Raw genomic sequence first — 26,657 nt, forward strand, 5'->3', positions numbered from 1 at the left:
CATGATCGGCGGCGGTGCGGGTGGTCTCTTCGCGGGCCTCACCGCGACCCGCCGCTTCGCCGTCGGCACGTCCGGCCTGCCCGCCGTGTTCCTCTACATCGGCGACGACACACTGCGGTTCTTCTACACCATTCTCATCTCGCTCGGCATCACCGTCGTCGTGACCGCGGCCGTGACGTTCATCCTGTCCTTCCGGTTCGAGAAGGCCGACGCCCGCCAGGACGCGATCCTCGGCGCCGGGCTCGAACTCGAGCCGGCGGCGGCATCGCCCGTGGTCACGGCATCACCGGCCGGCGGAGGCGTGGCCACCGTTACGCGGACGGGGCTGACCGAGATCACCTCACCGGTGCAGGGGACCGTGGTGCCGCTCACCGCAGTCGCGGACGCGGCGTTCGCGTCGGGTGCGATGGGGCCCGGCGTCGGGATCGAGCCGACCACCGGGACCGTCGTCGCGCCGGTCGGCGGCCGGGTGGTGGCGGCGATGAGCTCGGGCCATGCCTACGGGATTCGCACGGACGACGGCGTCGAGGTCCTCGTGCACGTGGGTATCGATACCGTGCGGATGAAGGGGGAGGGATTCGCCCCGTCGGTGTCGCAGGGGGAACGGGTCGAGGCCGGTCAACTGCTGGTGCACGCCGACCTCGATGCGATCCGCGAGGCGGGCAACGAGGCCACCGTGATCCTGGTCGTCACCAATGCGGCGAAGGCAGGCACCGTGACGGCGTCCGCCGGCGGGGAAGTCGTCGTCGCCGGGGAACCGGTCCTCGCCGTCACCGCCCACGAGAACTGAGGGAACTGATCCATGAAGTACCAGAACGCCGTCTCGTTCCCCGGTGACTTCCTCTGGGGCGCATCGACATCGGCCTACCAGGTCGAGGGTGCATCGAAGGAGGACGGCAAGGGGCCGTCGGTGATCGACATCCTCGAGCACCGGCCCCCGGGCATCGCGGACTTCTCGGTCGCCTCGGACCATTACCACCGTTTCCGCGAGGACGTCGCCCTGTTCGCCGAGCTCGGCCTGCGCGCCTACCGCTTCTCGATCGCCTGGACGCGGATCCTTCCCAGCGGGGAGGGCGAGGTCAATCGGGCCGGTATCGCCTTCTACCACGAACTGATCGACGAGCTTGCTGCCGTCGGCATCGAGCCGATCGTGACCCTGTACCACTTCGACCTCCCGGCGGCGCTCGACGAGCGGGGAGGCTGGTCGGACAGGCGGACCATCGACGCGTTCGAGCGTTACGCACGGATCCTCTTCGATGAGTTCGGGGGCAAGGTCCGATATTGGCTCACGATCAACGAGCAGAACATGATGGTCTTGCACGGTAAGGCGATCGGTACCACAGGGCGCAGCGGTGATACTGATCAGAAGACGATCTACCAGCAGAACCACCACATGTTCCTCGCCCAGGCGCGAGCCATGGCGTCGTGCCACGAGATGCTGCCCGAAGCGAAGATCGGCCCGGCGCCGAACATCGTGTCGGTGTACCCGGCGACCAGCGCGCCGGGGGACGTCGTTGCGGCCGATGACTGGGACGCGATCAGGAACCTCATGTATCTCGATGTCGCGGTGCGGGGGGCGTACCACCCGCTGGCGTGGGCGTATCTGAGCGAGCGTGGGCTCGAGCCCCGGTTCGAGGATGGCGACGACGAAACGCTCCGCGGTGCCCGTCCGGATTTCATCGCGTTCAATTACTACTCAACCCAGACCGTGGGCGAGTCCCGTGGCGACCTGTCGGACATCCAGACCCGCGGCGGCGATCAGCAGATCGTGCGCGGCGAGGTAGGCCTGTACCGGGCGGTCAAGAACGAGCATCTGCCGACCAATGCGTTCGGGTGGGAGATCGACCCCGTCGGATTGCGGACCACCATGCGCAGGCTGTGGGACAGGTACCGGCTGCCGCTGATCATCACCGAGAACGGACTGGGGGCGTTCGACGAGTTGGTCGACGGCCGGGTGCACGACGACTACCGGATCGACTACCTCCGCCGACACATCGAACAGATCCAGCTGGCGATCAGCGACGGGGTGGACGTCTTCGGGTACTGCCCGTGGACGGCCATCGACCTGGTCTCCACGCACCAGGGCATCCGGAAGCGATACGGATTCGTCTACGTCGATCGGGACGAAGGAGATCTCAAGGAGCTCGCGCGGATCAGGAAGGACAGCTTCCACTGGTATCGGGGTGTGATCGCCGGCAATGGCGTGGACCTGTGCTGAGCAAGGAACGGGGGAACACGATGTACATCCCCTCCGAGATGACCGTGAAGCGGGTGATCGGGAACAACGCGGTCCTCGCGGTGGACGAAGAAGACCACGAATTCGTTGCTCTCGGGCGCGGCGTCGGTTTCGGCGTCCGCTCGGGCTCCTCGCTCTCGCGGGAGAAGGTCGAGCAGGTCTTCCTGGCGAGTTCGCACGCCGACGGGGCGAGGACGATCGACATGCTCGCCGATACCCCGATGGTCTGCGTGCGCGCGGCCGGCCGGATCGCCGAGTGCGCGGCCGACGAACTCGGGCTGCGAATGACCCAAGCGCTGATCCTCCCGCTTGCGGACCACCTGCAGTTCGCCATGGAACGGGCGGCCCGGGGGTGACCATGGAGTTCCCGCTGCTGGGCGAGGTGAGCCATCTCTACCCGCGGGAGTACGAGATCGGCCGGTCGGGGGTGCGGCTGGCCGGCGAGATCATGGGCGTGACGCTCGATCCGAATGAGGCGGTGGCGCTGGCGATGCACCTGGTCAACGCCCAGTTCGCGACGCCGGGGCTGACCTTCACGATGCAGATGACCGAGACCATCTCACGCAGCTTCGAGGTGGTCGAGAAGGCTTTCGACATCACGGTGGACCGGCGATCGATGAACGCCGCCCGATTCATCACGCACCTGCGTTACGTGTTCGCCCGGGTGTCCGCGAACGGCCAGTTGAGCGAACCGCGCCCCACCCTGTTCGACGCCATCTCCAACGCGCATCCCGAGGCGATGGCCTGCGCCGTCAAGGTCCGCTACTTCATCGAGATGGCCTTCCAGGCCACCCTCACGGCCGACGAGACCGCGTACCTCGGCCTGCACATCGCGCGCCTGACGATGGATGTTCGCCGGTCCGAGTAGGCCCCCTGCTCGTTGCTCTTCCTTCCCCACCCCGCTCCACCGCATCGGCCCCGGCGTGATCCGGGACCGCACCATTGACAGGAGTCACCCCGTGAGAATCCCATTGAAGGCGGCGCTGGTCGCCGCGTCCGTTTCGGCGTGCCTGCTCGCCGCATGCTCGCCGAGCGACACAGGTTCGGCAGCTCAGTCCTCCGCGGGCCCGTGCCGGCGGCCGGGCTACACGGCCTGAAGATCCTCCTCACCAACGACGATTCGATCCAGGCGTCGAAGCCGAACAACTCCGACGGGCTCGGTCTCTACGAGCTGCGCCGGTCGCTGTGCGCCGCCGGTGCGCAGGTTGTGACGATCGCCCCCTGGGCCGTGCAGAGCGGACGGGGTACGGCAGTGACGAACAGTGGGACCATACGGCCGGGCACAGTCGCCCCGCCCGCCGGCCATGAGGGGGACTGCCACGGCGGCCCTCCGAGCCAGGTGGTCGGGCTGTGCCTGGGTGATACCCGTGCGGGCCCGACAGCGACGGCGCGACACCGTCGGACACGGTGAGGTTCGCGCTTCGGGGCGGCCTGCGCGACATGGTGGGCTGGGACCGGCCGGACCTCGTGGTCAGCGGTATCAATTCCGGGCACAACGTCGCGAATTCGGTGAACGATTCGGGGACCGTCGCCGCGGCGATCACCGCGATCGAGTCGGGACTCCCCGCGGTGGCGTTCAGTACGACGTCCAACGCCGCACGGATCTTCGATGCTCGCAATTACCACGCGACGGCGGAGTGGGGTGCACGGTTCCTCGCCGGACTCCGATCGAGGAACCTGCTCGGGCAGCATGCGTTCGCGTTGAACGTGAACTATCCCGACGTGACCTCCGGTGAGGCGCCGAAGAAGGCGGTGTGGACCTCTGTCGGCACCGGCATGTTGGCGTGGCACGGCTACGGGAAACAGGGCGACGGTTCGTACACCGTCGGTCTGTCGGTCTGTCGGGATCGAGCAGAGTGCACCGAGTCCCGTGACGACGCAGACGTGCCCACGGTCAAAGGGTTGAGCGTTTCCGTGGCTCCCATCGGCTCGGACCGTACCTTCGGGTACGAGATCTCGCCGCAGGACAGGCGGCTACTAGGGGACGTCAAAGCCTACGTCGGCAACGACGCTCCGTCACCCATCGGGTGATGGAACCGTGGGGAGCGGTTCGTCGCCGAGGAATCGCTGGGAAGCTCGCCGGTGCATGTCGATGTGTGATCGCTCGACGCATATCGTAAAATGTATGACTATAGCGTGGAGCGCCCCGGATGATCGGAGATTCGGCGGGGTGTGAGTTCCCGTTCGCGAATCCGACCCCATGATGAAAGAAGTGTGCGTGAGTTCCGCAGACCGGCCGCCCTCGCCTTTGGCGGACAGGCGCTTCGCTCTCCTCTGGTCGTGCGTTGCAGCGGCCTACTTGGCGCAGTGGATGCTCCCCGTCGCCGCGCAGTGGTTCCTTGTGCGGCGACCCGGCGGGGAGGCGCTGGTCCCGGTGGTCGCCGTGGTGTCGACGTTGCCCATGGCGTTGATGGCGATCCCCGTCGGCGTGCTGGCGGATCGCGTCGATCGGCGGAAGCTGGTGATGGCGGTCCAATCGCTCGTCCTGCTCGCGGAGGCTGTGCTCGTCGGACTGAGCCTCTCCGGCCGACTCCAGCCGTGGTCGTTGTTCGTGCTGCTGGCGATCATGTCGATCGGCATCGTAACGACATTCAACTCGCTCAGTTCGATGGTTCCCGATCTGGTCGAGAAGGAGATGATACCTGCGGCGTCGGCCCTGCTCACGATCGCGACCAATGCCACTCGTGTCATCGGCCCGGCGCTCGCGGGCTTCATCCTCGCCGCGACCAGTGTCGGCATGGCGTTCGCGGCGGCGATTCCTGCGACTGCGCTGCTGTTGATCGTGCTGAGCCGGCTGAAGTCGCCTCCGGTGACCGATCAGGGTGATGAGGGGCTGCTCGCCGCAGCCGCCGTCGGCGTTCGGTACGTGCGCGTCTCGCCTCAAGCGCGCAAGCTCGTCATCCGGACGTTCTGGTTCACCGCCGCCGTCACCTCGATGCTGGCGGTCCTTCCCATCCTCGCGACCGACCTGGGGGCGACCGCCACGGGGCTCGGGCTGGTGCTGGCCGCCCAGGGGGTCGGCGCCGTCCTGGGAGCTCTGACCCTGCCGCGGATGACTGCGCGGTTTCGGCAGAACACGGTCGTGGCGGTCGGCTTCTTCGTGGCGGCAGTGGGTTTGGGTGTGGGAGCTGCGGCGCCGGGGCTGGTCGTTCTCGGCATTGCCACGACGCTCGTGGGTTGGGCCTGGACCACCGTGCTGGCCACCGACCAGGCCGCCATGCAGATGTACCTCCCCGCGTGGGTTCGTGCGCGTGGCCTCTCGGTGATGATGATCGCGACCTTCTCCGGCCAGGCGCTCGGTGCGGCGCTGTTCGGCTGGATATCCGGGGTGTGGAGCCCGACGGGGATGCTGGCGATCGCGACCGCAGTCATGCTCGCCGGGGTGTGCCTTGCGTTCGTGCTCCCGCTCAAAGATCTCGATCACGTCGATCGGTCGGCGGTACAGGGGTGGGTGTCGACCGAGTTCGTACTTTCGCCACAGGAGGCGCGACGTCCGGTCCAGGTCAGCGTCCAGTACGACGTCACGGATATCGACCGGGCGCTTTTCATGAGGCGCATGGTCGAGTTGCGGATCATTCGGTTGCGGACGGGCGCTCGACGCTGGCAACTCCTCGCTGATCCGGACGTGGAGGGGCGGTATCACGAGCAGTACATGGTGCGGTCGTGGCTCGAGCACGAGATGCAGATCAGGATGCGTGGCACCGTGCACGACGCAGGAGTCCGCGATGCCATCGCCGCGCTCTGCCGCGCGCAGCCGATAACCTCGTACTCGTTCCGGGTGCCCCTGGGAGTGCCTGTCTAGGCGATCTTCCGTTCATGTCAGGCTTGATCGACGATCGGTATAAGTCTTACAATTGTCGACATGTTCTCAGTCCGCTCAGGCCGCCGGTCTCTCCACGAGGCCCTCGGAGTGCGCAGTGCCTGATGGCGAAGACGCGATCGACCTGGCCGAGGCGTTACTGGATCGGTCGCGCCTCACTGCAGCGCCGCGCCGGGTATCGGGATACTTGGACGTTTCGCCAGCGGATGCGCCACGTCCCACGGGGCTGAGCGGAGCCGTCAACTCCAGTGCCGCGTTCGCCGCGACGTACCAGCGGCTCTGGCAGCCCGCCCTCCTCCGAATGAGCGGCGCGGGCGGCACGGACGTGCGCGACGCTCAGAGCGAGCTCGTGCGGAATCTGGCGCGCAGCCGGCCGCACAGGATGCTCGACGTCGGTTGCGGTCCGGGGCTGCACACGGTCGACCTCGCGACGAACCTGGCCGCCGGCGGCCTCGCGGTGGGAGTCGACCCCGCTGAGGCGATGGTGCGTCGTGCGGCGTCGCGCAATGCGGGCGAAGGCATTGCGTACGTGCGTGGCGATGTTGCGGCCCTCCCCTTCGCCGATGACACCTTCGATCTCGTGGTCAGTATCGGATCGCTCTGCGTCGTGGAGAAGCCGTATCGAGTGGTGCGGGAGATGGTTCGGGTCACCGCTCCGGGGGGCAGGATCGCGGTCTTCGCGTCGCTGCGCACAGGATGGACCGTCCATGTCAAACCCCGGACCATCCGCCGCCTCACCGGGTTCCACATGTTCACCTATCGAGAGCTGACCGAGTGGCTCCGCGCCGACGGGCTCACCGACATCGAGCGCGCCGTCCAAGGCCAGGCCCAGATCGTCACGGCGCGCAAACCGTGACCGAACGTCCGCGCACGCAGAGCAATCGAATGCCCATCAGTTTTCTCACTACTACTCCAAGGAGTCAGCAATGGTTCGTCGCGATCTCACGCCCGACCAGCGGCCCCGTGTCGTCATCATCGGTTCGGGATTCGGCGGTCTGACCGCTGCGCAGACACTCAAACGTGCGGACGTGGACGTCACCCTCATCGCGCGGACCACTCACCACCTGTTCCAGCCGATGCTGTATCAGGTCGCGACCGGGGTCATCTCGGAGGGAGAGATCGCGCCCGCTACGCGCACGATCCTGCGGAAGAACCTGAACACCGAGGTCCTCCTCGGTGACGTCACCCATATCGATCTCGAGGCGAAGGTCGTCGAGTCCAGCCTGCTCGGCCATCACTACTCGACGCCCTTCGACAGCCTGATCGTCGCAGCCGGCGCCGGCCAGTCCTACTTCGGGAACGACCATTTCGCCGAGTTCGCGCCCGGCATGAAGTCGATCGACGACGCGCTCGAACTCCGTGGCCGCATCCTCGGAGCCTTCGAACAGGCGGAGCGATCGAGTGATCCGGCTCGGCGTGCGAAGCTGTTGACCTTCACGGTCATCGGTGCAGGGCCCACCGGCGTCGAGATGGCCGGTCAGATCGCCGAGCTGGCGAGGCAGACGCTGCGCGGGAGCTTCCGGAACATCGATTCGACCGAGGCGCGGGTGATCCTTCTCGATGCCGCCCCTGCCGTCCTGGCGCCGATGGGTGAGAAGCTCGGCAAGCGGGCGCAGGCCCGGCTCGAGGCGTTGGGCGTCGAGGTTCAGCTCGGTGCGATGGTGACTGACGTCGACCGCAACGGCTTGACGATCAAGGGTACCGACGGTGCGACTCGGAGAATCGAATCCGCGTGCAAGGTGTGGTCGGCCGGCGTCGCCGGGAGCGAGCTCGGCCGAGACCTGGCGGAGCAGTCGGACGCTGAGCTCGACCGGGCCGGCCGGGTCAAGGTACTGCCCGACCTGACGATTCCGGGGCATCCCCATGTCTTCGTCGTCGGCGACATGGCCGCGGTCGACGGAGTCGCCGGCGTCGCGCAGGGCGCGATCCAGGGCGGCCGTTACGCGGCGAAGCTCATCGCGAAGGAGCTCGGTACCTCCGGGGCTGATCGGGCCCCGTTCACGTACTTCGACAAGGGGTCCATGGCGACGGTGTCCCGGTTCTCAGCGGTGGCGAAGGTCGGCCCGGTGGAGTTCAGTGGCTTCTTCGCCTGGATATGCTGGCTGTTTCTGCACCTGATCTACCTGGTCGGCTTCAAGACCAAGGTCGTGACGCTGCTCTCCTGGTCGGTGACCTTCTTGAGCACTCGGCGAGGGCAGCTCACGATCACCGAACAGCAGGCGTACGCACGTACGCGCCTGGAAGCCCGTGAGAAGGATGCCGATCCGGACACCGCCGTCCAACTCTGACTACAGCGCCGCCGCGACCTCGGTGCCCTGCCGGATCGCGCGCTTGGCGTCCAGCTCGGCGGCCAGCGCCGCGCCACCGATGACGTGGGTCTTCACGCCCCGGCCGGCGAGCGCCTCGTCGAGGTCGCGGACCGACTCCTGGCCGGTGCACAGGATCACCGTTTCGACGTCGAGCACGCGGGCGTCCGTGCGCTCCTCGCCGAAGGTGATGTGCAGCCCGGCGTCGTCGACCTTCTCGTAGTTGACGCCCTTGAGCTGCTCCACGCCCTTCATCTTCACCGAGGCGCGGTGCACCCAGCCGGTGGTCTTGCCCAGGCCGATGCCCTGCGGCGTGCTCTTGCGCTGCAGCATGTACACCTTCGACCGGGTCGACGGTGCCGGGGCCGGCTTGGTGATGAAGCCCGGTACGTCGCCCTGGCGGGTGACGCCCCACTCGGCGTTCCACTCGTCGAGGTGCAGGGTAGGGGACTTGTCGGTGGTGACGAACTCGGCCACGTCGAAGCCGATCCCTCCGGCGCCCATGATCGCGACGGTGTCGCCGATCTCCTTGGCGCCGCTGATCGCTTCGGCGTACGTGATGACCTTCGGGTGGTCGACCCCGGGAACGATGGGACGCGCGGCACCACGCCCGTCGCGATGATCACCTCGTCGAACTTGCCGGCCAGATCGTCGACGTCCGCCTGCGTGTTCAGGTGCACCGTGACCTGATTCCGGTCCAGCATCGTGGTGAAGTACCGGATGGTCTCGTTGAACTCCTCCTTGCCGGGGATCTTCGCCGCATAGCCGAACTGGCCGCCGATCCTCTCACTCGCCTCGAACAGCTCCACCTTGTGGCCGCATTCGGCGGCGCTCACGGCTGCGGAGAGGCCGGCGGGACCGGCGCCGACCACGGCGACGCGCTTCGCCGAACGGGTCGGGGCGAGAACGAGATCGGTCTCGCGGCCCGCGCGGGGGTTCACCAGGCAGGAGACCTTCTTGTGGACGAAGGCGTGGTCGAGGCAGGCCTGGTTGCAGCCGATGCAGGTGTTGATCTCCTCGGCCCGCTCGTCGCGGGCCTTGTTGGCCCACTCCGGGTCGGCGAGCAGCGGACGGGCGATCTGCACCAGCTGCGCATCGCCGCGCTCGAGGAGCTCCTCGGCGGTGGCGGGCATGTTGATCCGGTTCGCGGCGCAGACGGGGATGTTCACGGCACGCGTCACATCGGCGGTGAACGCGGCGAACGCGGCCCGCGGGACCGAGGTCACGATGGTGGGGACGCGCGCCTCGTGCCAGCCGATATCGGTATTGAGGATGTCGACGCCGGCGTCCTCGAGCTTGTGGGCGAGCGAGAGGATCTCCTCGCGGGTCTGGCCCTCCTCGACGAAGTCCGCCATCGAGAGGCGGAAGACGACGATGAAGTTCTTGCCGCAGCGCTTGCGGATCTCCTTGACGATCTCGACGGGGAACCGCTGCCGGTTCTCGGCGGAGCTGCCCCAGCGGTCGGTGCGCTTGTTGGTGCGCGCCGCGAGGAACTGGTTGATCAGGTAGCCCTCGCCGCCCATCACCTCGACACCGTCGTAGCCGGCCTTCTGCGCGGTGCGCGCGGCGTTGCCGAAGTCGCGGATGGTCTTGCGGACCTCGAAGTCCGACATCGCGCGCGGCTTGAACGGGTTGATCGGCGCCTTGATCGCGCTGGCCGACGCGCTGAGCGGGTTGTACGAGTAGCGGCCGGCGTGCAGCAGCTGCATCGCGATCTTGCCGCCCTCCTTGTGCACCGCGTCCGTCACGCGCTTGTGCAGGAGGGAGTCGATGGGAGACGACATCTTCGCGCCCGCGGGAAGCAACCAGCCGGTGATGTTGGGGGAGTAGCCGCCGGTGATGATGAGGCCGACGCCGCCTTTGGCGCGCGCTGCGAAATAGGCCGCGAGCTTGCCGATGTCCCACGGCATGTCCTCGAGACCGGTGTGCATGGAGCCCATCACGACGCGGTTCTTGAGAGTGGTGTGGCCGAGGTCGAGGGGCTCGAACAGGTGGGGGTACTTGGCTGACATTCGCTGGTCCTTAATCGGCTGATCGAGGGTGTGGGCTGGGGAGGGCGCGCAGGACCTCGTCGAGCCATTCGACGGTGCCGCGCTCGGACAACACCTCGCCGCGCAGCACCAGGTACTGCTGCAGCGCGGTGCCGGTGAGGACGGTGGGTTCCGGGTAGTCGCGGTCGACGAAGCCGAGGAACATCGCCTCGCGCTCCGCGTGCAGGTCCCGGATCCGGCGGATCTCGACCGCGAGGTCGTCGATGTCCGACGGTGCCGCGCCCCGGATCTTCACCGCCAGCTCACGCCGGTCAGTGGCGTCGTTGCCGGGGGTGCGGATCCATTCCGACAGGGCTTTGCGGCCCGTGTCCGTGACCGAGTAGACCTTCTTGTCGGGCTTGCCGTCCTGCGCCTGTTCGACGTAGGTGACGAGCCCGCTCTCCGTCATCCGCGCCAGCGTCTTGTAGATCTGCTGGTGCGATGCGCGCCACCAGTGCCCGATCGAGCGGTCGAAGCGCCGGGTGAGCTGGTACCCGGTGCCCGATCGCTCGCTGAGGGACACGAGGAGCGCGTGTTCGAGGGCCACGAATGCGACGGTACGCGCGTCTCGGGACTTATGCAATTAGTTGCACTGTCTCCTGCTGCACATCCTCGTGTCGCGCCGCCGGCTCAGCGGATACCCTGGGCGGGACACCGGCGGGCGGCCCGACCGCGACGCCGTCGACGACCTGTGAGGAGCTCATGAGCTACTACGACCCTCAAGACGACCGGACCCGGCCGTACGGGCCGGCGGACGGCTACCGGCAGGGGTACGAGGACGGGTACGCGCAGCAGCCGGAGGTGAATCAGCAGCCGGCGCGGCCGCGCACGCAGCCGCCCCTCGACATCCCCAAGTTCGTCATCGGCTCGCTGCTGGTCGCGGTGGTCGCCGGGCTCGCGGCATGGTTGCTCACGGCGGCCCTCAACGCGATCTACCGCATGTCCGATGCGCCGGCCTTCGCTGCCGCTCAACGACCGTTCACCACGACGGTCGTCGCCGCCACGTTCCTCACTCTGATCGGTGCCGCGCTGCTGGCGGCGCTGATCACGACGGCGCCGCGTCCGGGGTTGTTCTTCGGCCTGATCGCGACGCTCGCCGGGCTGGTGATCACTGTCGGGCCGCTCCTGTCCGGGGCCACGAGCTGGCAGATGTGGATCTCGACCGGTCTGATCAACGCGATGCTGGCGGTGCTCATCCCGGTCCTGTTGTTGATGGTGGGCCGCGCCACCGTCGACCCGAATCGCGTGCGGCTGTAGGACCTCCCGCCCAGTTGCGTTAGCCTCTCCTAATTACTGGCAGGTGAAGAGGAGAGTATCGATGACGACGACCGAGGCGCGTGTGCGGGGACGTGGACTGCGGCGCAGGTGGGCCGCGGTGGCCACCGGCGTCGTGCTGGCCACCGCGGTGGCCGCGTGCGGACCGGCGAACGACAGCGCGTCGCCATCGTCCGCCGTACAGCCGGCGGGCGAGGGGAAGACCGCCTATCCGCTGACGCTCACGACCCCCTGGGCGAGACCACGCTCACGAAGCGTCCCGAGCGTGTGGCGGCCGTGGGGTGGACCGATTTCCAGCTGATCACCTCACTCGGAATCGCTCCGGTCGCGGCACCGCAATCGGCGGTGGCCAATGAGGTGTGGACCGACCCGGCCCTCACCCGGAACCTGGACCTGAAGTTCGGCAGCAAGGGCACCGGAAACGACGCGATGCCGCCGCTGGAGGAGATCGCCGCGACGCGCCCGGACCTGCTGCTGTACAGCGGGCGCGACCTCAGCAAGCTGTTCGGCCAGGTGTCGCCCATCGCCCCGGTGGTGGCGTCGACGACCCGGAGGACGCCGTCGCACCGGACTGGCGGCAGCGGCTGCGGAACGTGGCGCGCGCCGTCGACCGGGCCGATCGCGCGGAGCAGGTGATCGCGGGCGTGGACGCTCACTTCGAGGGGGTCAAGAAGAAGTACCCGCAGTTCGCCGGCAAGCGCGTAACCTTCGCCGTGTACTACGGGCCGTCGGTGGGATTGCGGTTCTTCTCCGGCGCGGGAAGCGACACCGAGAAGCTCCTGGGCGCGATGGGCTTCGCGCCAAGCCCGAACGCCGAGAAGTTCGTCGGCCGCGGCACGACCGTCGCCGCCGAGCAGATGTCTCTCCTCGACGCTGACGTGCTCGTGATCTCCGACAACTCGAACGGCGCGATCGGCGCGCTCACCGACACCGCGGCGTTCAAGAGCCTTCCGGTCGTGGCGGCCGGTCAGTCCGTGGTGATCACCAACAACGCGACCCACACCCCGCCGGACATCTCCTACGCGGTGAACGGCGAGAAGAAGCCGGGCAACCTTCCATGGGCGCTGGCGCAGCCCGGCCCGCAGTCCACGCCGTGGGCCGCGGACCAGGTCGCGCCGGTGATCGCGGCGGCGCTGGCGAAGTGATCGGTGGCGGGCGTCGGATACGATTGCCTCGCCAGCCTCCGTAGCTCAGTTGGATAGAGCAAGAGCCTTCTAATCTCTAGGTCGCAGGTTCGATTCCTGCCGGGGGCGCAACAAAACCGCTGGTAGTGGCGGTTTCACCGGTTCCTCGCTGTGGTGCAGGTGCTCCCACCCCGGCAACACCCCGGCGCGCAGGGCACGGCGCGGGGCAACCCCGGCCGAGATGTCAGTGGTGCGTGGCACCATCAGCGCATGAAGATGCCGCGCATTCCGCACGAGGTGATGGCGATGCTGACTCCAGCTCTCGGTCGAGTTGTCGAGCGATCAGCGCGGGGAGAGACCTTGATGATGTGGGGACTGCGACCGCATCCCGCCGACCCCGGTACACCCATGAGTCTCGATGAGGCTGACGGCTACGAGGAGAAGATCCCCGAAGGGGTAGCTCGGACTGTCGCATTCCCAATCATGAACGCCACGGATGCGTTGTCCACCACGAACTTGCTCATCACTAATGCCGCGCGCTCGACCCCCATGAACCATCACACTCCTGCATTCTTGGCGCTATGCAGAACCGCAATCGAATGTTCGTCACAAGCAATTTGGGCAATGTGTCCCGAAGACCGTTCTGTTCGCCGAGCAAGAGCAGCTGGCCTCGCGAAGATTGGTATTGAGCACGCGCGGGACTATCACGCCGATGCGATTAGCGCCCACGACAACGGTCTCCTGAAGCTACCTGAGATCACTTACAAGCAATCCCAGCACCGCCGCAAGTTTCACCAGGGTGAACTGGATGAACTAGCGAAGCTCTCGCCGCAGAATGCCCGGAAGTACACGGAGCTGGTCAGGAAGGCAGCGAACTGGATCGAAGGTCATCCACCTGTACACACTAACGAGACCTCAATGGTTCACTTCCCGACGATTGCGCAGAGCCAATACCGACAGTGCTCGAGCTTCACACACGGCCATAGCTGGCCAATCGACCTGGTCCAGGGACCTACCGCAATGTTCAAGATGATGGCCGACTCGATCAACACTGCGCTACTCACGACGGAGGTCGCGGTCTGCCTGTTCGAAGCGCAGTCCACGGACCCAAACGGTTCTCGTGAGAACTTCTACCCGCCGCGACTACAGCCGACGATTGACGCATGGCGCGAGCTGTACTTGGCAGCTACCGAAGATTCGCCACCTTCGGAACCGATTGCGGAGCCGGAGCCGCCACAGGCCTCGTGAGCGGCGCGTGCTTGCCACCCTCGGCTTCGGAGATGTAGTCGGCGTAGACGTTAAGTGTGGTCACGAACGAGGCGTGCCCGAGCATCTTACTCACCTGCATGTAGTGCTCTCCGGCCGACAAGCTGAGCACGGCGAATGAATGGCGCAGGTCGTGCCAGCGGGCGGGCGGCAGGCCGAGAGCGGCCAGGGCGGGGAGTAGTACCGAGCGGCGACGTTCTCGGTATTGATCGGCTCCGTCCACTTGTAGGTGGAGGCGATCTCGGAGGCTCGGTCCGCGGTTCGCTGCGTGTCGAGCTCGGGATGGTGCTGATCCGCGGTGGGCTCCGCCGTCTGTGAGTGCTGTGCGGTGTTGTGGTCCGACTGCTGGATGCCAGCGGCCTTCGCCTCGGCGCGGGTCATACGCCCCGGGAACAGCGGCGCGGACGGGTCCAGGCGGCGCGGGTGACCCGCAAGGTAGGCGCGCAGGTCGTCGGCCAGCCAGCCGTCGAGCGGGACCACGCGGGTGGACCTCACCGACTTCGGCGTGCCGGTCACCCACTCTCCCGCCTGGCGCGTCTTCGTACGGCTGACCGAGACCATCCCCATCGCGCCCTTCTGCCGGGGCAGCGTGACGTCGCCAATCTCCAGCCCGCGTAATTCGCCGGCTCGGAGTCCGGTGTAGGCGCTGAACGTCACCGCCAGGGCGTACACGGGCTGGAGCTGCACGGTGGTCATGTAGTCCGCCACCGCCGCGATCTGCGCGGACGCGAGCGGCAATGCCTTGAACTCACGCGCCTCGGCATCGTCGTTGACAGCGATCCGCGCGGTGCCCGCGTGGCGGGGGAGTGGCACCGAGTGCACGGGGTTCGCCTTCAGGGCTCCGTCCACTACCGCGAGGTCGAGGATGCGGCGCAGGAGGTCGTACGCCTTCTTCACGGTGGACCGGCTCAGCGTGATCATCTTCGGTCGCTTCGGGGTGCCGTCTGCGTTTAGCTTCGGCGTCGGGTTCCCGGAGCGGGTGTCGAAGCTGCGGCGCGGGCGGGGTGACAGCATCGCCGCGCGGAAGGCGCGGACGTCGGCGGCGGTGATGGTGGCGGTGGCCTTCTGCCCGAACGGCTCTGCCAGGTACCGGCGATAGATCGCCTCGCTGAGCGCGATGCTGCCCGGCTTCACGGTGCCCTGCTGCGACTTGAAGAATTCCTGCGCGTAGTGACCGAGCGGCTTGGAACCCGCCATCCGCTGATCCGCGAGCTGGGAGACGGTGCCGCTGTGCTTCGCGTTGTTCAGCTCGTCGCGGCGGGCCTCCGCTGCCTCGCGCGTCGGGTGGCTCTCCTGACGGCTGCGGAGCTTCGGCTTGCCGCGCGCGTCCAGGATCGGCAGGCCAAACTCGTCCCGGATCGGCTCGCGCCAGACCACCTCGTACCGCTTGACCGGGCGCCCCTTGCGCTTGGTCGTCGTCTCGTGAGCGCGGATGTACGCCATGATCAGGCCGCCTTTCCGTTGATGCGGGCCAGGGCACGCCTGACCGTGGAGTACGACCAGGTGTCGCCGCCCTTGGCGGTGGGGATTCCTTCGTTGGTGAGCGTGCTGGCGATGGCCTTAGCGCCGAGGCCCTGCGCGGCGAGCACCTGGATGCGGCGCTGAGCGCTGACGCTGATGAGGCCGGGGTCGCCCTTGCTGCGCTTCTGGTCCAGGGCCTCGCGGGTGCGGGTGCCGATCTTGCGCCGTTCCTCCGCGGCGACAGCGAGGCGGACGTCCGCGACGAGACGCTGACTGGGGTCGCCGCTGTCCGCGCCCTCGCAGTCCAACAGCCGCCATCCGTAGTCGTTGGCGCGCTTCATGATCTGCGCGGCGTCGAGCTGGTCGCGGGTGACGCGGTCCAAAGCGCGGACGAGGAGTCCTTGCGCCACTCCGCTTTCCACGGCTGCGATGGCGACCTCGCGCCCGAACATGGCGTCGTTCTTCGCTCCGCTCACCACGTCCGTGGTGACGGTGAGCAGCTCGTGGCCGCGAGCCGCGCACCACTGTGCGAGCGAATCGCGTTGCGCTTCAAGGCCGAGGCCGCTCTCACCCTGCCTTTCCGTGCTCACTCGCACGTACCCGATGACTCTCATCCGTTGCCTCCTTGCTGTGGCGTCCGAGGGGTGCGGGCTGGGCCGCGCCCCTTGCACCCCACCTTACCTAGTACACGCGTTCGATTAGGCAGCGAATTACGCTGTGCTGTCGAGTGATTCGCATACGGATCAGCGTCGTTGTAAGCGCTGACGCCACGTGCCCCACACCCGTAGGCCCAACGGCCCAGCCACGCAGGCAGCGGGGCAGCCAGGCCGCCGCGATACCTACCTGGTGCGGCCCCTGCGCGTGCCGGTGGGTGCGGGTGGCGGTGTGGTGGCGCGGAGCTGCGCCAGGGCAGTCTCCATGTCCATCAGCCCCGTGTCGCGTGACGTCGGGGTCGCCGGCTCCTCGCGGGCCGCGGACGTGGCGCGGGAGCTTCGTCGTCCAGGTCGGTGGCCTGCGCGTCGACGATCTCACCGTCCAGCCAGTCGCGGTTCGCGTCCTCGGCGTCGGGCACCCCACGCTCTGCGCGGGAGGCAGCGCGGCTACCACCAGACAGGACAGCTCCCAGAACGTCCTCGAACGCCTTGCTGGGACCCACCTCGACCTCGACCGCGGTTTTGGCGCTGAGGCCGGCGCGGTCCAGCGCGTCCTTGATTGCGTTCAGCTTCACGGTGTCCGGAGCGTCGTCACTGACGGCGATCTTCAGCAGCTCCTTCGCCATGCGGTCGGCGGCCATCTCCAGGCGGACACGGGCCTTCGCCTTCACCTGCGGCGAGCGGCCTCCGTGCGTAGCGCACACGGTTCGGGGCTGCTGCACGGATAGGTGACACCCGATCTGTGGTGCCGTAAGGGCACCGCTGGAAGGATGTCAACATGCCCAAGCCTTATCCCCGTGAGTTCCGTGACGATGTCGTCGGTGCCGCGCGTCGTCGGGAGGACGGTGTGACGATCAAGCAGATCGCCGCCGACTTCGGTGTCAGCGAGACCTGTCTGCAGAACTGGCTGCGTGCCGCTGATGTTGAGGACGGTAACCGGCCGGGGGTGACCGCCTCGGAGTCCGCCGAACTGCGCGAGCTGCGGAAACGAAACCGGTTGCTGGAGCAGGAGAATGAGATTCTTCGGCGGGCTGCGGCGTATCTGTCGCAGGCGAACCTGCCGGGAAAATGATGTACCCGCTCGTGAAAGAGCTCGCCGCGGACGGGATCCCCGTCACGGTGACGTGCCGGGTTCTTAAGCTCGCTCGCCAGCCTTACTACCGCTGGCTCAAGGACGCTGTGACCGCTGCCGATCGGGTCGCGGCCGAGCGCGCCAACGCCTTGTTCGACGCGCACCACGATGATCCGGAGTTCGGGTACCGGTTCCTGGCCGATGAAGCTGAAGCTGCAGGTCAGAGGATGAGTGCACGGACGGCGTGGCGGATCTGCTGCACCAACGGCTGGTGGTCGAGCTTCGGTAAGAAGCGCGGCCGCAATGGGAAGAAGCCGGGGCCGCCGGTGCATGATGACCTGGTCGAACGCGTCTTCACCGCCGACGCACTCGATGAGCTGTGGCTCACGGACATCACCGAGCACTGGACCGACGAGGGCAAGCTCTACCTGTGCGCGATCAAGGACGCCTGCTCCGGGCGGATCGTCGGCTACAGCATCGACGCCCGCATGCAATCGCGGCTGGCGGTGAATGCACTCAACAATGCGGTCGCCCGCCGAGACGCAGACGTATCCGGTTGTATTATTCACTCGGACAGGGGTTCTCAGTTCCGGTCACGGAAGTTCGTGTCCGCGTTGAACCAGCACGGCCTGGTCGGATCGATGGGCCGGGTCGGCGCCGCTGGCGACAACGCTGCGATGGAATCCTTCTTCTCGCTGCTGCAACGCAACGTCCTCGACCGGCAACGCTGGGCCACCCGCGAGGAGCTACGAATCGCGATCGTCACCTGGATCGAAAGGACCTACCACCGCCGACGCCGGCAAGCGGGCCTCGGCCGCTTGACCCCGATCGAATACGAGGCCATCATCAACACGGCCGCACCAGCGGCGTAACACTCCACCTGTCACCTATCCGTGCAGCAGGCCCTTCCACCGTTGATGGCGGCTCTGCGGCACGGGTCGCCGTTGGTGCGATGCGCGGTGCACTGCCGTTCTGGTCGTCGGCCGTCCTGCCATGCGGTGTCGAATACCGCTTCCAGGTCTGCTGCCTTCGATGTGTCCGTGCCGCCCGGTTCCTGATCGTCGACCGCCTCGCGTTCGACGGCTTCGTAGCTGTTCTCGGTCACTATTTCGTCCTCTCAACTGGATTCTGTTGCTGTGTGGGCTGTTCCGAAGGCGGTAGAGCCACATACCCCTATTGCGCGCGGGAAATACCCACCTTTGCTTCTGGGGGTTATGGGGGTATCTGGGGGCTTCTGGTGGCAGGTAGCCACATACCCAGATGCCCCCAGAAGCCACCGGTTGCCATAGGTGCAAACGCAGGGCATGTGGCTACCCCCGCACCTTGAACGTGTTCGGCGGTAGTCCCCACGTCCATCGGTCGACCTTGCCGCCTTCGCCGCGGATCGGCGTCTTGACGATCAGGAGCTTGCTCGCGGCGTTCGCCACCGTCTTCTCACTGCATCCGGTCTCGGCGCTGACAATCCGGCGAACCTCCTTCGCGTCCATCGGCCCTCCCGCGAGCAGCTCCTTCAACATTCGGGCGGCCTCGTCTCTTGACGGTGCGGCCTTCCGTGCGTCGGGCTTGGCGTCGTCTGCACCGACCAACTGATCGGCGTCCTCGTCGAGGACTCCGGCCCACGCCACAACGGGTGAGTCGGGGTCATTAGGGCTGGACGCCAGGCGATACCCAAGAGCCGACGGTGTCCGCGACAAGTTGCCCTTGATCGACGCCAGCCCGTGAGTGGCATCGACGTTCTGACGTTCGTCATTCGGCGGGAGCTTTGCCGCCAACAGCGAAGAGCGCGCCAGCGCCGTGAACGCGATGGAACCACCACCACGATGCTTAGCGCTCATGCCCGTGGCCTTGTTCAGGTGCCGTACCAGCACCACCGCAGAGCCGGTCTGCTCGGCCACATCGGCGATCTCCATCAACGCCTTGCGGTTCGCCGTATCGCTGCCGGGTCTCACGGCATCGGACATGAAGGCGGAGATCGGGTCCACGATCACGAGCGCGGCGTCCACCTCTTCAATCGCGCTCTTCAACCGGTCAACGTCATCTGGAATCAGGAACGGCACCGGACGCCCGTTGTCGTCGCGAGGCCGCGCGAGCGTAGCCACCCGCTGCATGTCGGCACCGGCGGCGTGTAACCGAGGGACGACGGTGTCAGCCAGATCGTCTTCCACGCCGACCAACACCACCGACGCCGGTTCGGTCAGTCCCTTCTCGTTGCGGGTTTCGCGCTCACCGACCATCGTCGTCGGCCACGGACCACCGCGAGTGACCAGTGCCGCCCACGTGAGGGTCATCGTGGATTTGCCGACGTCCGGCTCACCCTCGAACATCGTCAGCTTTCCGCGCGGAATCCACGGCCACCACAGCCAGTCCACCTTCTTCGGGGTCACGTCCGCCAGCGACTCAGTGAAGCGCCGCCCGACCTCCCCAGCCGCGCTGTCAGCGTTCGGGTTCAGCACCGCCCTGGACCGGGTGCCGTCCTCGTTGGCGATCCAGCCGGACCCTGGTCCCCAGATTCCGCCCGGCTCGAACGCGCCTCCGTTGTAGAAGTCCAGAGGGGCGTAGTCAGGGTCGCCGGCGATCAGTCGAAGCGCGCCGGTCAGTGACCTTGAAACTCGCCGGGGTCGTGCCCTGCGGAGTCACCCACCGCCTCAAACAGCGCCTCCACGGTGATCAGCGCGGTGCGCACGCCGGGTTCGCCCTTCGCGCCGAGCCGGACCAGGCCGAGCGTCGCGGAGTTCATGGTCGAGTGGCGGTCTGCGCCGTCCTCGATCGCCGCCTCCACTTCGCGGACCGTCCCGGCGACTGCAGTGCTCATTGCGCCACTACGGAACCCATCGAGAACCGCCTGCCCCTCGGACGGACTGCCCTTCTGGTGGACCGGCGACGCCACGGGTGCCTCCGGCAGGACGGAAGTGAGCTCGGCGACGTCCAGCCATCCGGCGTCCGCGTTCACGTAGCCTCGCGCAGGCACCGTCTCATCAGGGACTTTCCAGTTGGTTGATCCGGGGCACCGCAGCACGCGGTCGATGTTGAAGATCGAGTCCACGTGCCCTTTGGGGTTGATCTCGGCGGCAACCTGCCGCACCAGAGCCGCCCATCGCGCGCTGATCGTCTTCCAGGCCACCGCACCGTCGGTGATCACCGGCGCATCGCGGACTCGCCAGATCGGCTGAAGACCGTGCCCGCTCTCGATCACCACAGCAGGGGCGCATCCCAGCGCGGCGGTCAGCTTCTCGACCACCTGCTCACACTCCGACAGCGACGCCAGTCCCTTGTCTTTCACGCGGGGAATGACCCGGTCCAGATCGGCCCAGAGCGCGACACCACGCGCTACCTCTGCCTCACCGCCCTTGCGCGAGACGCCCGGTTCCAGGGTCAGCGGGTTCGGTGAGAACCACACGTTGACATCGTCGGGCGACGACCACCCTTGTCCCAGGTGCTCGACGCGGACCGTCCGTCCCCGAAACGCCGTCTTGTCGTCTGGATCCTGGGTGCACACACTGACCACGGCATCGTCGTCGTGCCCCAGCGCGCGCAGCACCTCGTAGAGATCTACAGAGCTGTCGCCACATCTATACGACGGCAACGGAATACCGTCCAGATCGGAGTTGGTTGTATGCTTCATGTACAGCCTTTGGGTTGTTTTATCCGTTGCGCTACAACGGATATGGAGGGTCAGCTCAGCTGACCCGAGAGCTCTTGCTCGCCGTGTGGAAATCGGTCGGGACGGCCCTGAGGACAGCGTTCTCGGGGTCGTCCGTTCGTTTCGAGCAGACGCACGCAGCCTTCAAGCCGACGCCAGGCGTTGAGATGCACGCCGTGGCCCTGTTGCCGCCAGCTGTACGGTTACGTCCGACCAGCGAGAAGCTGGCCCACCGCACGCCCCGGCGCACGGTTACCACCACGGCCCCGGCAAGGTGGCCCAACGTCCACCCTGAGAGGCCACACAGGGCCACGCCCATCACCACTTCGGCGTTCATCACCAGCTCCTCTGATCGGGCCAGCCAGCACTGTCGGGCCAGTCGTCCCAGGCGAAGATGACGTCTACCCTCGCCGAGCCGTTGCGAACGGCGGGATCGTTAGCGAGACGGCGCTCGCACTCGAAGCACAGACCGAGCGCGTACATCGTCGCGCCCGTGCCGACGAGCAGGAACATGTCGATTGCCGTGCCGCACCGGACCACACCACACCAAGAGCAGTCGTGAACCTTGTACGCGCGGACTACCTTGTGCGCGAGACGATATTGTGTCCATCCACGGGACACAGTGAACTCGCGGTTACCGGCATCGCGAGGGCTCGCCAGAATGACGGTCTTCACGGCGCTCGCGCCGCGCTCGGCTGCCTCTACCGCGTGGGGATAGAGCTCCAGGTCGCGAGCGAACTTCGACCGCTCGCCACGCTCCAAAGCGTCGCGGTACGTCGCGGAGCGGATCTGTCGCTCGGTCGGCACGTAGTTGTGGTGAATCTCCAGAGGGTTCCTGCCGGTGTTCGACTGGTAGTAGTCGAACGGCATCCCCAGACTGTGGGAGACGCCCGCCTGCCGCACTCGTTCCAGCGCCTTCGCGACCAGCGGGATGTGCTCGGCCGCGCCATCGGAGAACCGCACGCCTCGGCTCTTGTCCTTCAATGGGCTTTCGCTGCTACCGAGGACGGTATAGATACGGTCCGCCTCGGCCTCCACGGTCGCCTGCTCCTCGGGGTTGCCGAGTGGCAGCCCGAACAGCACAGGGAAGTCGTCCAGCCACGAATCGGGGATGGGCGTGCTCATGCGGCACCCCCGCGCTGAACAGCGGGGCGAGCGAGGCTCTTGACCCATAGGTACAGGTCGCGCTCGCTGAAGTAGTTGCAGCCGCTGATCTTGTAGACGGGAAGCTCGCGGCCCTCGATTGCCGACCTCATGCGGGTCTTGGTCACGGGAACGCTGAACACGTCGTTGATGAACTCGACCGCGCCGTCGCGTCCGCGAATGGTCGGCATCTCGTTCAGGGTGATGGGGCCGACCGCATCGGTCGGGCGAGCGGGGCGGTTGTCGCCTTACTCATGGATGACTCCTCAAGAATGAGGAGGGGTGAGTCGCTGGGGCTTGAGCCGACCGCGAACACCCCTCGCAAGGGGTTGGAATGTTCACTGGTCGGGCCCGTCCAAGGAATACGGGGCTGGCTTGGCAGATGTGCCCTTCATAGAGGGCCGCGCCTTGTCCGTACTGAGTCCGATGAATCACGAACCGCTTGACCGGCCCGGCACCCGCACATTACGTACTGCGTGGGTGCGCCACCCACTATACACGAGCTGCGGCCCCTTCAAGCTACTTGCTCTCTGCTGCAAGAGATTCCAAGAGAGTTGCCGGGTCGGTTCGAGGTGTGATTCGGCCTCTCATTCGCTCGCTGAGCGCCGATCACCGACTCCGGGGAGCAAACCGAGGGCCGCGACAAGTCAACGACGGTGCCGAAGTGACGGAAGTGACAGCCGTCAGTTGGCGTCTGGGGCGAGCGGCAGCCCGTCCATCAGAGCGCCGGGTGTGGTGTCGAGACCGTGTGCGAGCTTGAGGATGGAGTCAATGCGGCTGCTGCGTTGTCCACGCTCGGCGCGGGCGTAGTAGCTCCAGTGCACACCCGCCTTCGCGGCGGCGGCCTCTTGCGACAGTCCCAGCTCCTCGCGCCGTGCGCGGAGCCGACGGCCGAACTCCACCACGGCGGGCGTGGGCGGCGTTGGTTCGGCGACTGGACTCATGGCGGCATCTACTACAGCCGCTCCCGGCCAGACGGACCAGAGCCGATCGGTTCACGGCCAGACGGTTTAGTATTCGATCCCAGCCGGAATGTCCGGTCCGTCGGGCATGATCTGCCTGGTCTAGAAGGAGGCGCGGGGATGGCAAACGATGAGGATGAGGGCACGCGGGGATCGCTGAGCCAAGGGGCTCGCGGAGCGCTTGCAGGGATCGGTGCGATTGGGGTCGTCCTGCTGCTCGGGGGCTTTGCGCTGAGGGCCAAACTGGACGGGGACTACAACGGGTGCATCGACCGGTACAGCGATGAGCTCAATCCATACAGCTTCTGCACGAAGCAGACCGGTGGTACATCATTCTTAATGATTCTCGGTGCTCTGATCCTCGTGGGTGTGCTCGCCGCCTACCTCGCGATGCGGTCAAGCAAGAAGCGCGGATAATCACGTGAAGATCACTATCGAGACTGGGGGCGAACCGAACCCGAGGATCATCGCGTTCAAGGCATTCGTCCGGCGGAACAAGAAGCGCATCATCGCCGGGGCTATCCTTCTGATCGTTCTGCTGGCTACCGTCTGGGCCTGCTCCGAGATCAGGGAGTCGCAGCGGAAGTCGGAGGAATGGACGAGAATGCACAACTACTGGGAGTGCAAACGTGAGGAGCCAGCGAGCTACTCGTTCTCGCATATTTGCGCGAAGTACAATCCGGACAGCCCTGACTACGACCCAAAGGCGACGTACACACGAACGCCTACCGTGACACCGTAGGTACCCGAGCAGACGAGAAGCCCGCCATCTCCGGTCCGTGGAGATGGCGGGCTTCCGTTGCGGGGCGAGGGCCGAGCCTGGTCCTCCTCCCGCAGGGCGCAGAGCGACAAGTCAAGCTCCACTCGCGGGGACAGGTCTACCCGCTGATCGGTGAGCGGCACAGGAAACCGCTCCCCGAGTCTGTGGCCGGGGCGTTGCTCCGGCTCGCTGTGTAGTTGTGGTGGGCGGGCTGCCGCGTGGCGGCTCAACCGCCTATCGCGGGCCTCTGGCCGTCGCGGTGGTGGCCTGCGCGGTGCTGGTGGCCCACCGGGCTACCCGGTGCCGCGTCAACGCCGTACGTCCGATCTGGGTCGGATCGCCGGCGATCATCGCCGCACCTTCGTGCCCGCCGTGGCCTTACGGCTCGCCGGGTTCGGCCGCGCGGTGACCGTGAGCTTCTTCTGCGCCTTGTCCAGCGAGGGCGTGACGTCGAGCCGGCGATCAGGCTTGCCGTGATAACCGACGATGCCCTTGGCGACCACTCCACGACCGGCGGGCGATCGGAACTCGGCCCCGATCTTCACGCCCTTGTAGTCCCCGCCTTGGCCGACGGTCAGGTGCTTCTCGAAGCTCCCCTTCACGTAGGCGTTGCTCACCGCGCCGGTCGCCTTCTTGCCTGCGTTCGCCGTCGCCGCCTTCGTGGAGCTGGCGACCTTAGACCCTGCTCCGGCGAACCTGCCCAGACGATCACGGCGCTGCACGCGGCGGCTCATCCTTGACCGCCATGCAGTCGTTCGCGGCGCGCTCGCCGTTCGGCCAACTCGTCGGTCAAAGCGCGCAGACCTTCGGGTTCCTCGGCGCGGGGAGCCTTGCCGCGATACATCCCGCCCTGTGAGGGCGGAGCATCCGCGAGCTCGGGAGGCGTCAGGCCGGGTCCCCAGCTGAACTCGCCCGGCTCGAGCTCGGGCAGGTCGTGCTCGTGGCTGCCAGCGAGCGGCCTGCCGGTGGCCCTGGGTCGTGACGCGGGCATCAGCGCCACGACCATTCGGGCTCGGTATACGGACCGGACTCCTTCACCTGGACGATGCACGCCGCGCCCCGGTACCGAACGCCCGTCCCGTACCCGCGAGCGAAGAACGAATCCTGGAGCGGGTAGCGAGCGTCGCGGCCCGGGATCATCCGCAGCCCTTGATAATTCGGGTTGCTGTGCTGGCGGAATGCCACCGGATTGATCGAGCTATTCGGGCCACCCGTGGCGACGACAGCGACGTACCCGACGGGGAGGTAGTGGCTCTCGATCAGCCACGCGGGGCCGTAGCTGCCGCCGACCTCCAGGCCTCCGAACTCCGCCGGGGCGATCTGGCCCACGACGTTCTCGGTGGTGAGGTACGCCGGGGCGGACGACGACGGAATGAAGTCGTACTTGCTCTCAATTCCGTTGGTGACGACGCCCGCGCGGAAGGTCTGGATGATCTCGCCGTCGGCCGGGTTCGCGAGGATGATCAGCCGCGAATTGCCGTCGATACCGAAGCCCTTGGAGCGGACCTGATTGATCGCGTCCAGCAGGTCGCCGGGATCGAGCGCAGTGTTCGCCGACACCAAGTAGTGCGAGGTCTCGGACGGGAAGGTCTGCCCGGCGAACTCGGGCGGGATCATTCCGTCGGTGCCGTTGTAGAGGCCGTACACCGGGGTCCCGAACTCGTTCGCGCCCTGCTCGGGGCTGAACAGCCGCCGGAGAATCGCGCCGGTCGTCTGCCGGTTGTCTGCCTCCATCACGCGGTTGATAACGCTGCGCACCTGCTCGGCGTTCGCATCGCGCAAGAACTTCCACGTGAAGCGGCTGGCGATGTCGTAGTCCTCGTACGTGTAGCCGAGGAGTAGCGCGTTCGGCTCTGCGCGCAGTCCGGTCGGCTCGCCGAATTCCGACGCGACCTCGAAATGGTCACCGCCGAGGCTCTGCGGAATGGCGTCGCCCACGTTCACCGTCGAGTACGAGATGAGCGAGGCCAGGGCGGAGCGCTTCTGATTCCACAGCGCCATCGCGGCCTGCGCGTCGGACCACAGCGACGAAAGATCGACGCCATCCGCGGTCTGGTGAACGAGTACGTCCCCGGCGGTCGAATAGCCGGTGGCTGCGTCGCCGCCGAACGCGAACAGTTCGTCGCGGAATTCGCGGAGGGCGGGCGGGGTGAGCGTGGCGTGCATGGGTTTCTCCGTTCGGTAGAAGTGACTGGATTCGTCGGGGCTCTTTCTCGACGACGCCGGTCTCTGACCAAGCGGATGAATTGCGCGGTGCGCGGTGAATCTGAACTGCGACAGCTGCGACCTCGGGTCGCGGGCCGCTGCGGGTCCTGCCCGGTTGCGGCGTGCTGGCTGCTGCCACCGTACGCCCACCGTCCGACCAGCGGCCAGCGCGCGCAGGAGCCGGCGAATCGCTGATCGGTCGGTGCCACCCCGGCACCACCCCGGCGGCTGCGGGTGATCCGACGGTGTGCCAACGGTGGCCGCTAGTGCGCAAACGGTGGTCGATTCCGGCCTCTTACCTGCGAGTCTTTGCGATCGACAAGCGTGTCATGTCTGGTGGCGTATCTCGGAGAACGCTGTGGCCTGCGGTCTTCTAATCTCTAGGTCGCAGGTTCGATTCCTGCCGGGGGCGCCTGAATTCCTGACCGTCTGTTCGATTCGGATGCGGTTCCGGCGGCAGTTGCCCGGCGTGTCGTCCGCGGCAACCGTGTCCGATCCGGTGTCCGGATCCGCGCAGCTGAGGGCTAGTACTCGCCGATGCGCGGCGTTACGCTCAAAGACGACGTGGGGGCCTCATAGGAGGTACTCGATGAAGCGGACAATTCGAACATTCGCAGTGGCGGCCTGCGCGGTGGCCCTGTTCGGCAGCGGCGGCACCACCGCGGCCGCACCGACTCCGCGCCGCCGCCGGTCGGTTCCCAGTG

General features: G+C 66.7%; 28 protein-coding genes, 1 tRNA gene and 1 pseudogene. 17 read left to right on the forward strand and 13 right to left on the reverse strand.

The features are described 5' to 3' along the window. Position 1: 1 nt before the first annotated feature. The 9 genes from MTP03_RS07095 to MTP03_RS07130 all read left to right on the forward strand — a co-directional run bounded on the left by MTP03_RS07095 (position 2) and on the right by MTP03_RS07130 (position 8,344). Positions 2-790: a PTS glucose transporter subunit IIA gene (locus MTP03_RS07095; protein WP_248491377.1), complete on the forward strand. Its 789-nt coding sequence runs from the start codon at positions 2-4 to the stop codon at positions 788-790. 12 nt (positions 791-802) lie between these two features. Continuing rightward, entirely contained in the window at positions 803-2,218 is a 1,416-nt protein-coding gene (locus MTP03_RS07100; protein WP_248491378.1) for a glycoside hydrolase family 1 protein, read from the forward strand. Positions 2,219-2,238: 20 nt separating this feature from the next. Then, on the forward strand, positions 2,239-2,592 hold the full coding sequence (locus MTP03_RS07105; protein ID WP_248491379.1) for a CAT RNA binding domain-containing protein: 354 nt from the start codon (positions 2,239-2,241) through the stop codon (positions 2,590-2,592). A 2-nt stretch (positions 2,593-2,594) separates the two neighbouring features. Then, the gene (locus MTP03_RS07110; protein ID WP_248491380.1) at positions 2,595-3,104 is read left to right on the forward strand and encodes a PRD domain-containing protein; all 510 of its coding nucleotides are present in this window, start codon (positions 2,595-2,597) and stop codon (positions 3,102-3,104) included. Between the two features lie 153 nt (positions 3,105-3,257). Continuing rightward, entirely contained in the window at positions 3,258-3,647 is a 390-nt protein-coding gene (locus MTP03_RS23490) for a 5'/3'-nucleotidase SurE (protein ID WP_371820912.1), read from the forward strand. Further along, positions 3,644-4,267: a 5'/3'-nucleotidase SurE gene (locus tag MTP03_RS22615; protein ID WP_256465232.1), complete on the forward strand. Its 624-nt coding sequence runs from the start codon at positions 3,644-3,646 to the stop codon at positions 4,265-4,267. The genes MTP03_RS23490 and MTP03_RS22615 overlap by 4 nt, the downstream gene beginning before the upstream one ends. A gap of 172 nt (positions 4,268-4,439) precedes the next feature. After that, positions 4,440-6,038 carry an MFS transporter gene (locus MTP03_RS07120; RefSeq protein ID WP_248492074.1) on the forward strand — a complete coding sequence of 533 codons (1,599 nt, stop codon included), beginning with the start codon at positions 4,440-4,442 and terminating at the stop codon, positions 6,036-6,038. A 115-nt stretch (positions 6,039-6,153) separates the two neighbouring features. Next, on the forward strand, positions 6,154-6,912 hold the full coding sequence (locus tag MTP03_RS07125) for a class I SAM-dependent methyltransferase (RefSeq protein ID WP_248491381.1): 759 nt from the start codon (positions 6,154-6,156) through the stop codon (positions 6,910-6,912). Positions 6,913-6,982: 70 nt separating this feature from the next. Further along, positions 6,983-8,344 (forward strand): NAD(P)/FAD-dependent oxidoreductase, encoded by a 1,362-nt coding sequence (locus MTP03_RS07130; protein ID WP_248491382.1) that lies wholly within the window; start codon positions 6,983-6,985, stop codon positions 8,342-8,344. Here MTP03_RS07130 and MTP03_RS07135 read toward each other — a convergent pair. Together MTP03_RS07135 and MTP03_RS07140 are read right to left on the reverse strand one after the other, a co-directional pair. Next, positions 8,345-10,374 (reverse strand): annotated as a pseudogene (locus MTP03_RS07135) (FAD-dependent oxidoreductase). 10 nt (positions 10,375-10,384) lie between these two features. Further along, positions 10,385-10,939: a PadR family transcriptional regulator gene (locus MTP03_RS07140; protein WP_248491383.1), complete on the reverse strand. Its 555-nt coding sequence runs from the start codon at positions 10,937-10,939 to the stop codon at positions 10,385-10,387. 155 nt (positions 10,940-11,094) lie between these two features. Here MTP03_RS07140 and MTP03_RS07145 point away from each other — a divergent pair, with 155 nt between their 5' ends. The 5 genes from MTP03_RS07145 (at position 11,095) to MTP03_RS07160 (ending at position 14,039) form a co-directional block, all read left to right on the forward strand. Beyond that, positions 11,095-11,649 (forward strand): hypothetical protein, encoded by a 555-nt coding sequence (locus MTP03_RS07145; protein WP_248491384.1) that lies wholly within the window; start codon positions 11,095-11,097, stop codon positions 11,647-11,649. Between the two features lie 294 nt (positions 11,650-11,943). After that, complete coding sequence (locus tag MTP03_RS22620; protein WP_256465233.1) at positions 11,944-12,303, forward strand: ABC transporter substrate-binding protein; 360 nt, start codon at positions 11,944-11,946, stop codon at positions 12,301-12,303. Then, a complete protein-coding gene (locus MTP03_RS22625; RefSeq protein ID WP_256465234.1) occupies positions 12,261-12,812 on the forward strand; it encodes an ABC transporter substrate-binding protein in 552 nt (183 codons plus the stop codon). The genes MTP03_RS22620 and MTP03_RS22625 overlap by 43 nt, the downstream gene beginning before the upstream one ends. A 34-nt stretch (positions 12,813-12,846) precedes the next feature. After that, positions 12,847-12,920, forward strand: a tRNA-Arg gene (locus tag MTP03_RS07155). Positions 12,921-13,061: 141 nt separating this feature from the next. Next, complete coding sequence (locus MTP03_RS07160) at positions 13,062-14,039, forward strand: hypothetical protein (protein ID WP_248491385.1); 978 nt, start codon at positions 13,062-13,064, stop codon at positions 14,037-14,039. 90 nt (positions 14,040-14,129) lie between these two features. Here MTP03_RS07160 and MTP03_RS23495 read toward each other — a convergent pair whose 3' ends face one another. The 3 genes from MTP03_RS23495 to MTP03_RS07175 form a co-directional block, all read right to left on the reverse strand. Beyond that, positions 14,130-15,500 (reverse strand): tyrosine-type recombinase/integrase, encoded by a 1,371-nt coding sequence (locus tag MTP03_RS23495; protein ID WP_371820913.1) that lies wholly within the window; start codon positions 15,498-15,500, stop codon positions 14,130-14,132. 2 nt (positions 15,501-15,502) lie between these two features. Then, positions 15,503-16,132: a recombinase family protein gene (locus MTP03_RS07170; RefSeq protein ID WP_248491386.1), complete on the reverse strand. Its 630-nt coding sequence runs from the start codon at positions 16,130-16,132 to the stop codon at positions 15,503-15,505. A 311-nt stretch (positions 16,133-16,443) separates the two neighbouring features. Then, positions 16,444-16,875: a hypothetical protein gene (locus MTP03_RS07175; RefSeq protein WP_248491387.1), complete on the reverse strand. Its 432-nt coding sequence runs from the start codon at positions 16,873-16,875 to the stop codon at positions 16,444-16,446. A 74-nt stretch (positions 16,876-16,949) separates the two neighbouring features. Here MTP03_RS07175 and MTP03_RS07180 point away from each other — a divergent pair. After that, a protein-coding gene (locus MTP03_RS07180) for an IS3 family transposase (protein ID WP_248489951.1) occupies positions 16,950-18,115 on the forward strand; the annotation gives its coding sequence in 2 pieces (ribosomal slippage) (positions 16,950-17,234 and positions 17,237-18,115; 1,164 coding nt in all). A gap of 11 nt (positions 18,116-18,126) precedes the next feature. On the opposite strand, the gene MTP03_RS07185 is transcribed toward MTP03_RS07180, so the two are convergent. From MTP03_RS07185 to MTP03_RS07210, 6 genes are all read right to left on the reverse strand, one after another. Next, entirely contained in the window at positions 18,127-18,348 is a 222-nt protein-coding gene (locus tag MTP03_RS07185; RefSeq protein WP_248491388.1) for a hypothetical protein, read from the reverse strand. Between the two features lie 205 nt (positions 18,349-18,553). Next, positions 18,554-19,696, reverse strand: coding sequence for an AAA family ATPase (locus tag MTP03_RS07190; protein ID WP_248491389.1), 1,143 nt, complete (start codon positions 19,694-19,696; stop codon positions 18,554-18,556). A 140-nt stretch (positions 19,697-19,836) separates the two neighbouring features. Beyond that, positions 19,837-20,865, reverse strand: coding sequence for a hypothetical protein (locus MTP03_RS07195; protein ID WP_248491390.1), 1,029 nt, complete (start codon positions 20,863-20,865; stop codon positions 19,837-19,839). Positions 20,866-21,219: 354 nt separating this feature from the next. Next, positions 21,220-22,008 (reverse strand): hypothetical protein, encoded by a 789-nt coding sequence (locus MTP03_RS07200; protein WP_248491391.1) that lies wholly within the window; start codon positions 22,006-22,008, stop codon positions 21,220-21,222. Continuing rightward, positions 22,005-22,217: a hypothetical protein gene (locus MTP03_RS07205; protein WP_248491392.1), complete on the reverse strand. Its 213-nt coding sequence runs from the start codon at positions 22,215-22,217 to the stop codon at positions 22,005-22,007. Before MTP03_RS07205 ends, MTP03_RS07200 begins: the two co-directional genes overlap by 4 nt. Before the next feature lie 492 nt (positions 22,218-22,709). Then, positions 22,710-22,970, reverse strand: a complete 261-nt coding sequence (locus tag MTP03_RS07210) for a helix-turn-helix domain-containing protein (RefSeq protein ID WP_248491393.1) — start codon at positions 22,968-22,970, stop codon at positions 22,710-22,712. A 138-nt stretch (positions 22,971-23,108) separates the two neighbouring features. Between MTP03_RS07210 and MTP03_RS07215 the strand changes: the two genes are divergently transcribed. Beyond that, entirely contained in the window at positions 23,109-23,405 is a 297-nt protein-coding gene (locus MTP03_RS07215) for a hypothetical protein (protein ID WP_248491394.1), read from the forward strand. 4 nt (positions 23,406-23,409) lie between these two features. After that, positions 23,410-23,730, forward strand: a complete 321-nt coding sequence (locus MTP03_RS07220; protein ID WP_248491395.1) for a hypothetical protein — start codon at positions 23,410-23,412, stop codon at positions 23,728-23,730. Positions 23,731-24,095: 365 nt separating this feature from the next. Here the strand turns inward: MTP03_RS07220 and MTP03_RS07225 are convergent, their stop codons facing one another. Together MTP03_RS07225 and MTP03_RS07230 are read right to left on the reverse strand one after the other, a co-directional pair. Next, positions 24,096-24,482, reverse strand: a complete 387-nt coding sequence (locus MTP03_RS07225) for a hypothetical protein (RefSeq protein WP_248491396.1) — start codon at positions 24,480-24,482, stop codon at positions 24,096-24,098. 256 nt (positions 24,483-24,738) lie between these two features. Further along, complete coding sequence (locus MTP03_RS07230; protein WP_248491397.1) at positions 24,739-25,914, reverse strand: hypothetical protein; 1,176 nt, start codon at positions 25,912-25,914, stop codon at positions 24,739-24,741. Positions 25,915-26,657: the final 743 nt, after the last annotated feature.

This window comes from Tsukamurella sp. PLM1 (assembly GCF_023168325.1).
In the GTDB taxonomy this organism is placed as follows: Bacteria; Actinomycetota; Actinomycetes; order Mycobacteriales; family Mycobacteriaceae; genus Tsukamurella.

What these genes read in the sequence shown, in the direction of transcription:
- MTP03_RS07195 (WP_248491390.1), bottom strand. Translation starts at nt 20,865, where the DNA reads ATGAAGCATACAACCAACTCCGATCTGGACGGTATTCCGTTGCCGTCG.
- MTP03_RS07215 (WP_248491394.1), top strand. Translation starts at nt 23,109, where the DNA reads ATGGCAAACGATGAGGATGAGGGCACGCGGGGATCGCTGAGCCAAGGG.
- MTP03_RS07110 (WP_248491380.1), top strand. Translation starts at nt 2,595, where the DNA reads ATGGAGTTCCCGCTGCTGGGCGAGGTGAGCCATCTCTACCCGCGGGAG.
- MTP03_RS07095 (WP_248491377.1), top strand. Translation starts at nt 2, where the DNA reads ATGATCGGCGGCGGTGCGGGTGGTCTCTTCGCGGGCCTCACCGCGACC.
- MTP03_RS07230 (WP_248491397.1), bottom strand. Translation starts at nt 25,914, where the DNA reads ATGCACGCCACGCTCACCCCGCCCGCCCTCCGCGAATTCCGCGACGAA.
- MTP03_RS07210 (WP_248491393.1), bottom strand. Translation starts at nt 22,970, where the DNA reads ATGAGTCCAGTCGCCGAACCAACGCCGCCCACGCCCGCCGTGGTGGAG.
- MTP03_RS07130 (WP_248491382.1), top strand. Translation starts at nt 6,983, where the DNA reads ATGGTTCGTCGCGATCTCACGCCCGACCAGCGGCCCCGTGTCGTCATC.
- MTP03_RS07145 (WP_248491384.1), top strand. Translation starts at nt 11,095, where the DNA reads ATGAGCTACTACGACCCTCAAGACGACCGGACCCGGCCGTACGGGCCG.
- MTP03_RS07200 (WP_248491391.1), bottom strand. Translation starts at nt 22,008, where the DNA reads ATGAGCACGCCCATCCCCGATTCGTGGCTGGACGACTTCCCTGTGCTG.
- MTP03_RS07120 (WP_248492074.1), top strand. Translation starts at nt 4,440, where the DNA reads ATGAAAGAAGTGTGCGTGAGTTCCGCAGACCGGCCGCCCTCGCCTTTG.
- MTP03_RS07160 (WP_248491385.1), top strand. Translation starts at nt 13,062, where the DNA reads ATGAAGATGCCGCGCATTCCGCACGAGGTGATGGCGATGCTGACTCCA.
- MTP03_RS07105 (WP_248491379.1), top strand. Translation starts at nt 2,239, where the DNA reads ATGTACATCCCCTCCGAGATGACCGTGAAGCGGGTGATCGGGAACAAC.
- MTP03_RS07205 (WP_248491392.1), bottom strand. Translation starts at nt 22,217, where the DNA reads ATGCCGACCATTCGCGGACGCGACGGCGCGGTCGAGTTCATCAACGAC.
- MTP03_RS07225 (WP_248491396.1), bottom strand. Translation starts at nt 24,482, where the DNA reads ATGAGCCGCCGCGTGCAGCGCCGTGATCGTCTGGGCAGGTTCGCCGGA.
- MTP03_RS07100 (WP_248491378.1), top strand. Translation starts at nt 803, where the DNA reads ATGAAGTACCAGAACGCCGTCTCGTTCCCCGGTGACTTCCTCTGGGGC.
- MTP03_RS07170 (WP_248491386.1), bottom strand. Translation starts at nt 16,132, where the DNA reads ATGAGAGTCATCGGGTACGTGCGAGTGAGCACGGAAAGGCAGGGTGAG.
- MTP03_RS23490 (WP_371820912.1), top strand. Translation starts at nt 3,258, where the DNA reads ATGCTCGCCGAGCGACACAGGTTCGGCAGCTCAGTCCTCCGCGGGCCC.
- MTP03_RS23495 (WP_371820913.1), bottom strand. Translation starts at nt 15,500, where the DNA reads ATGGCGTACATCCGCGCTCACGAGACGACGACCAAGCGCAAGGGGCGC.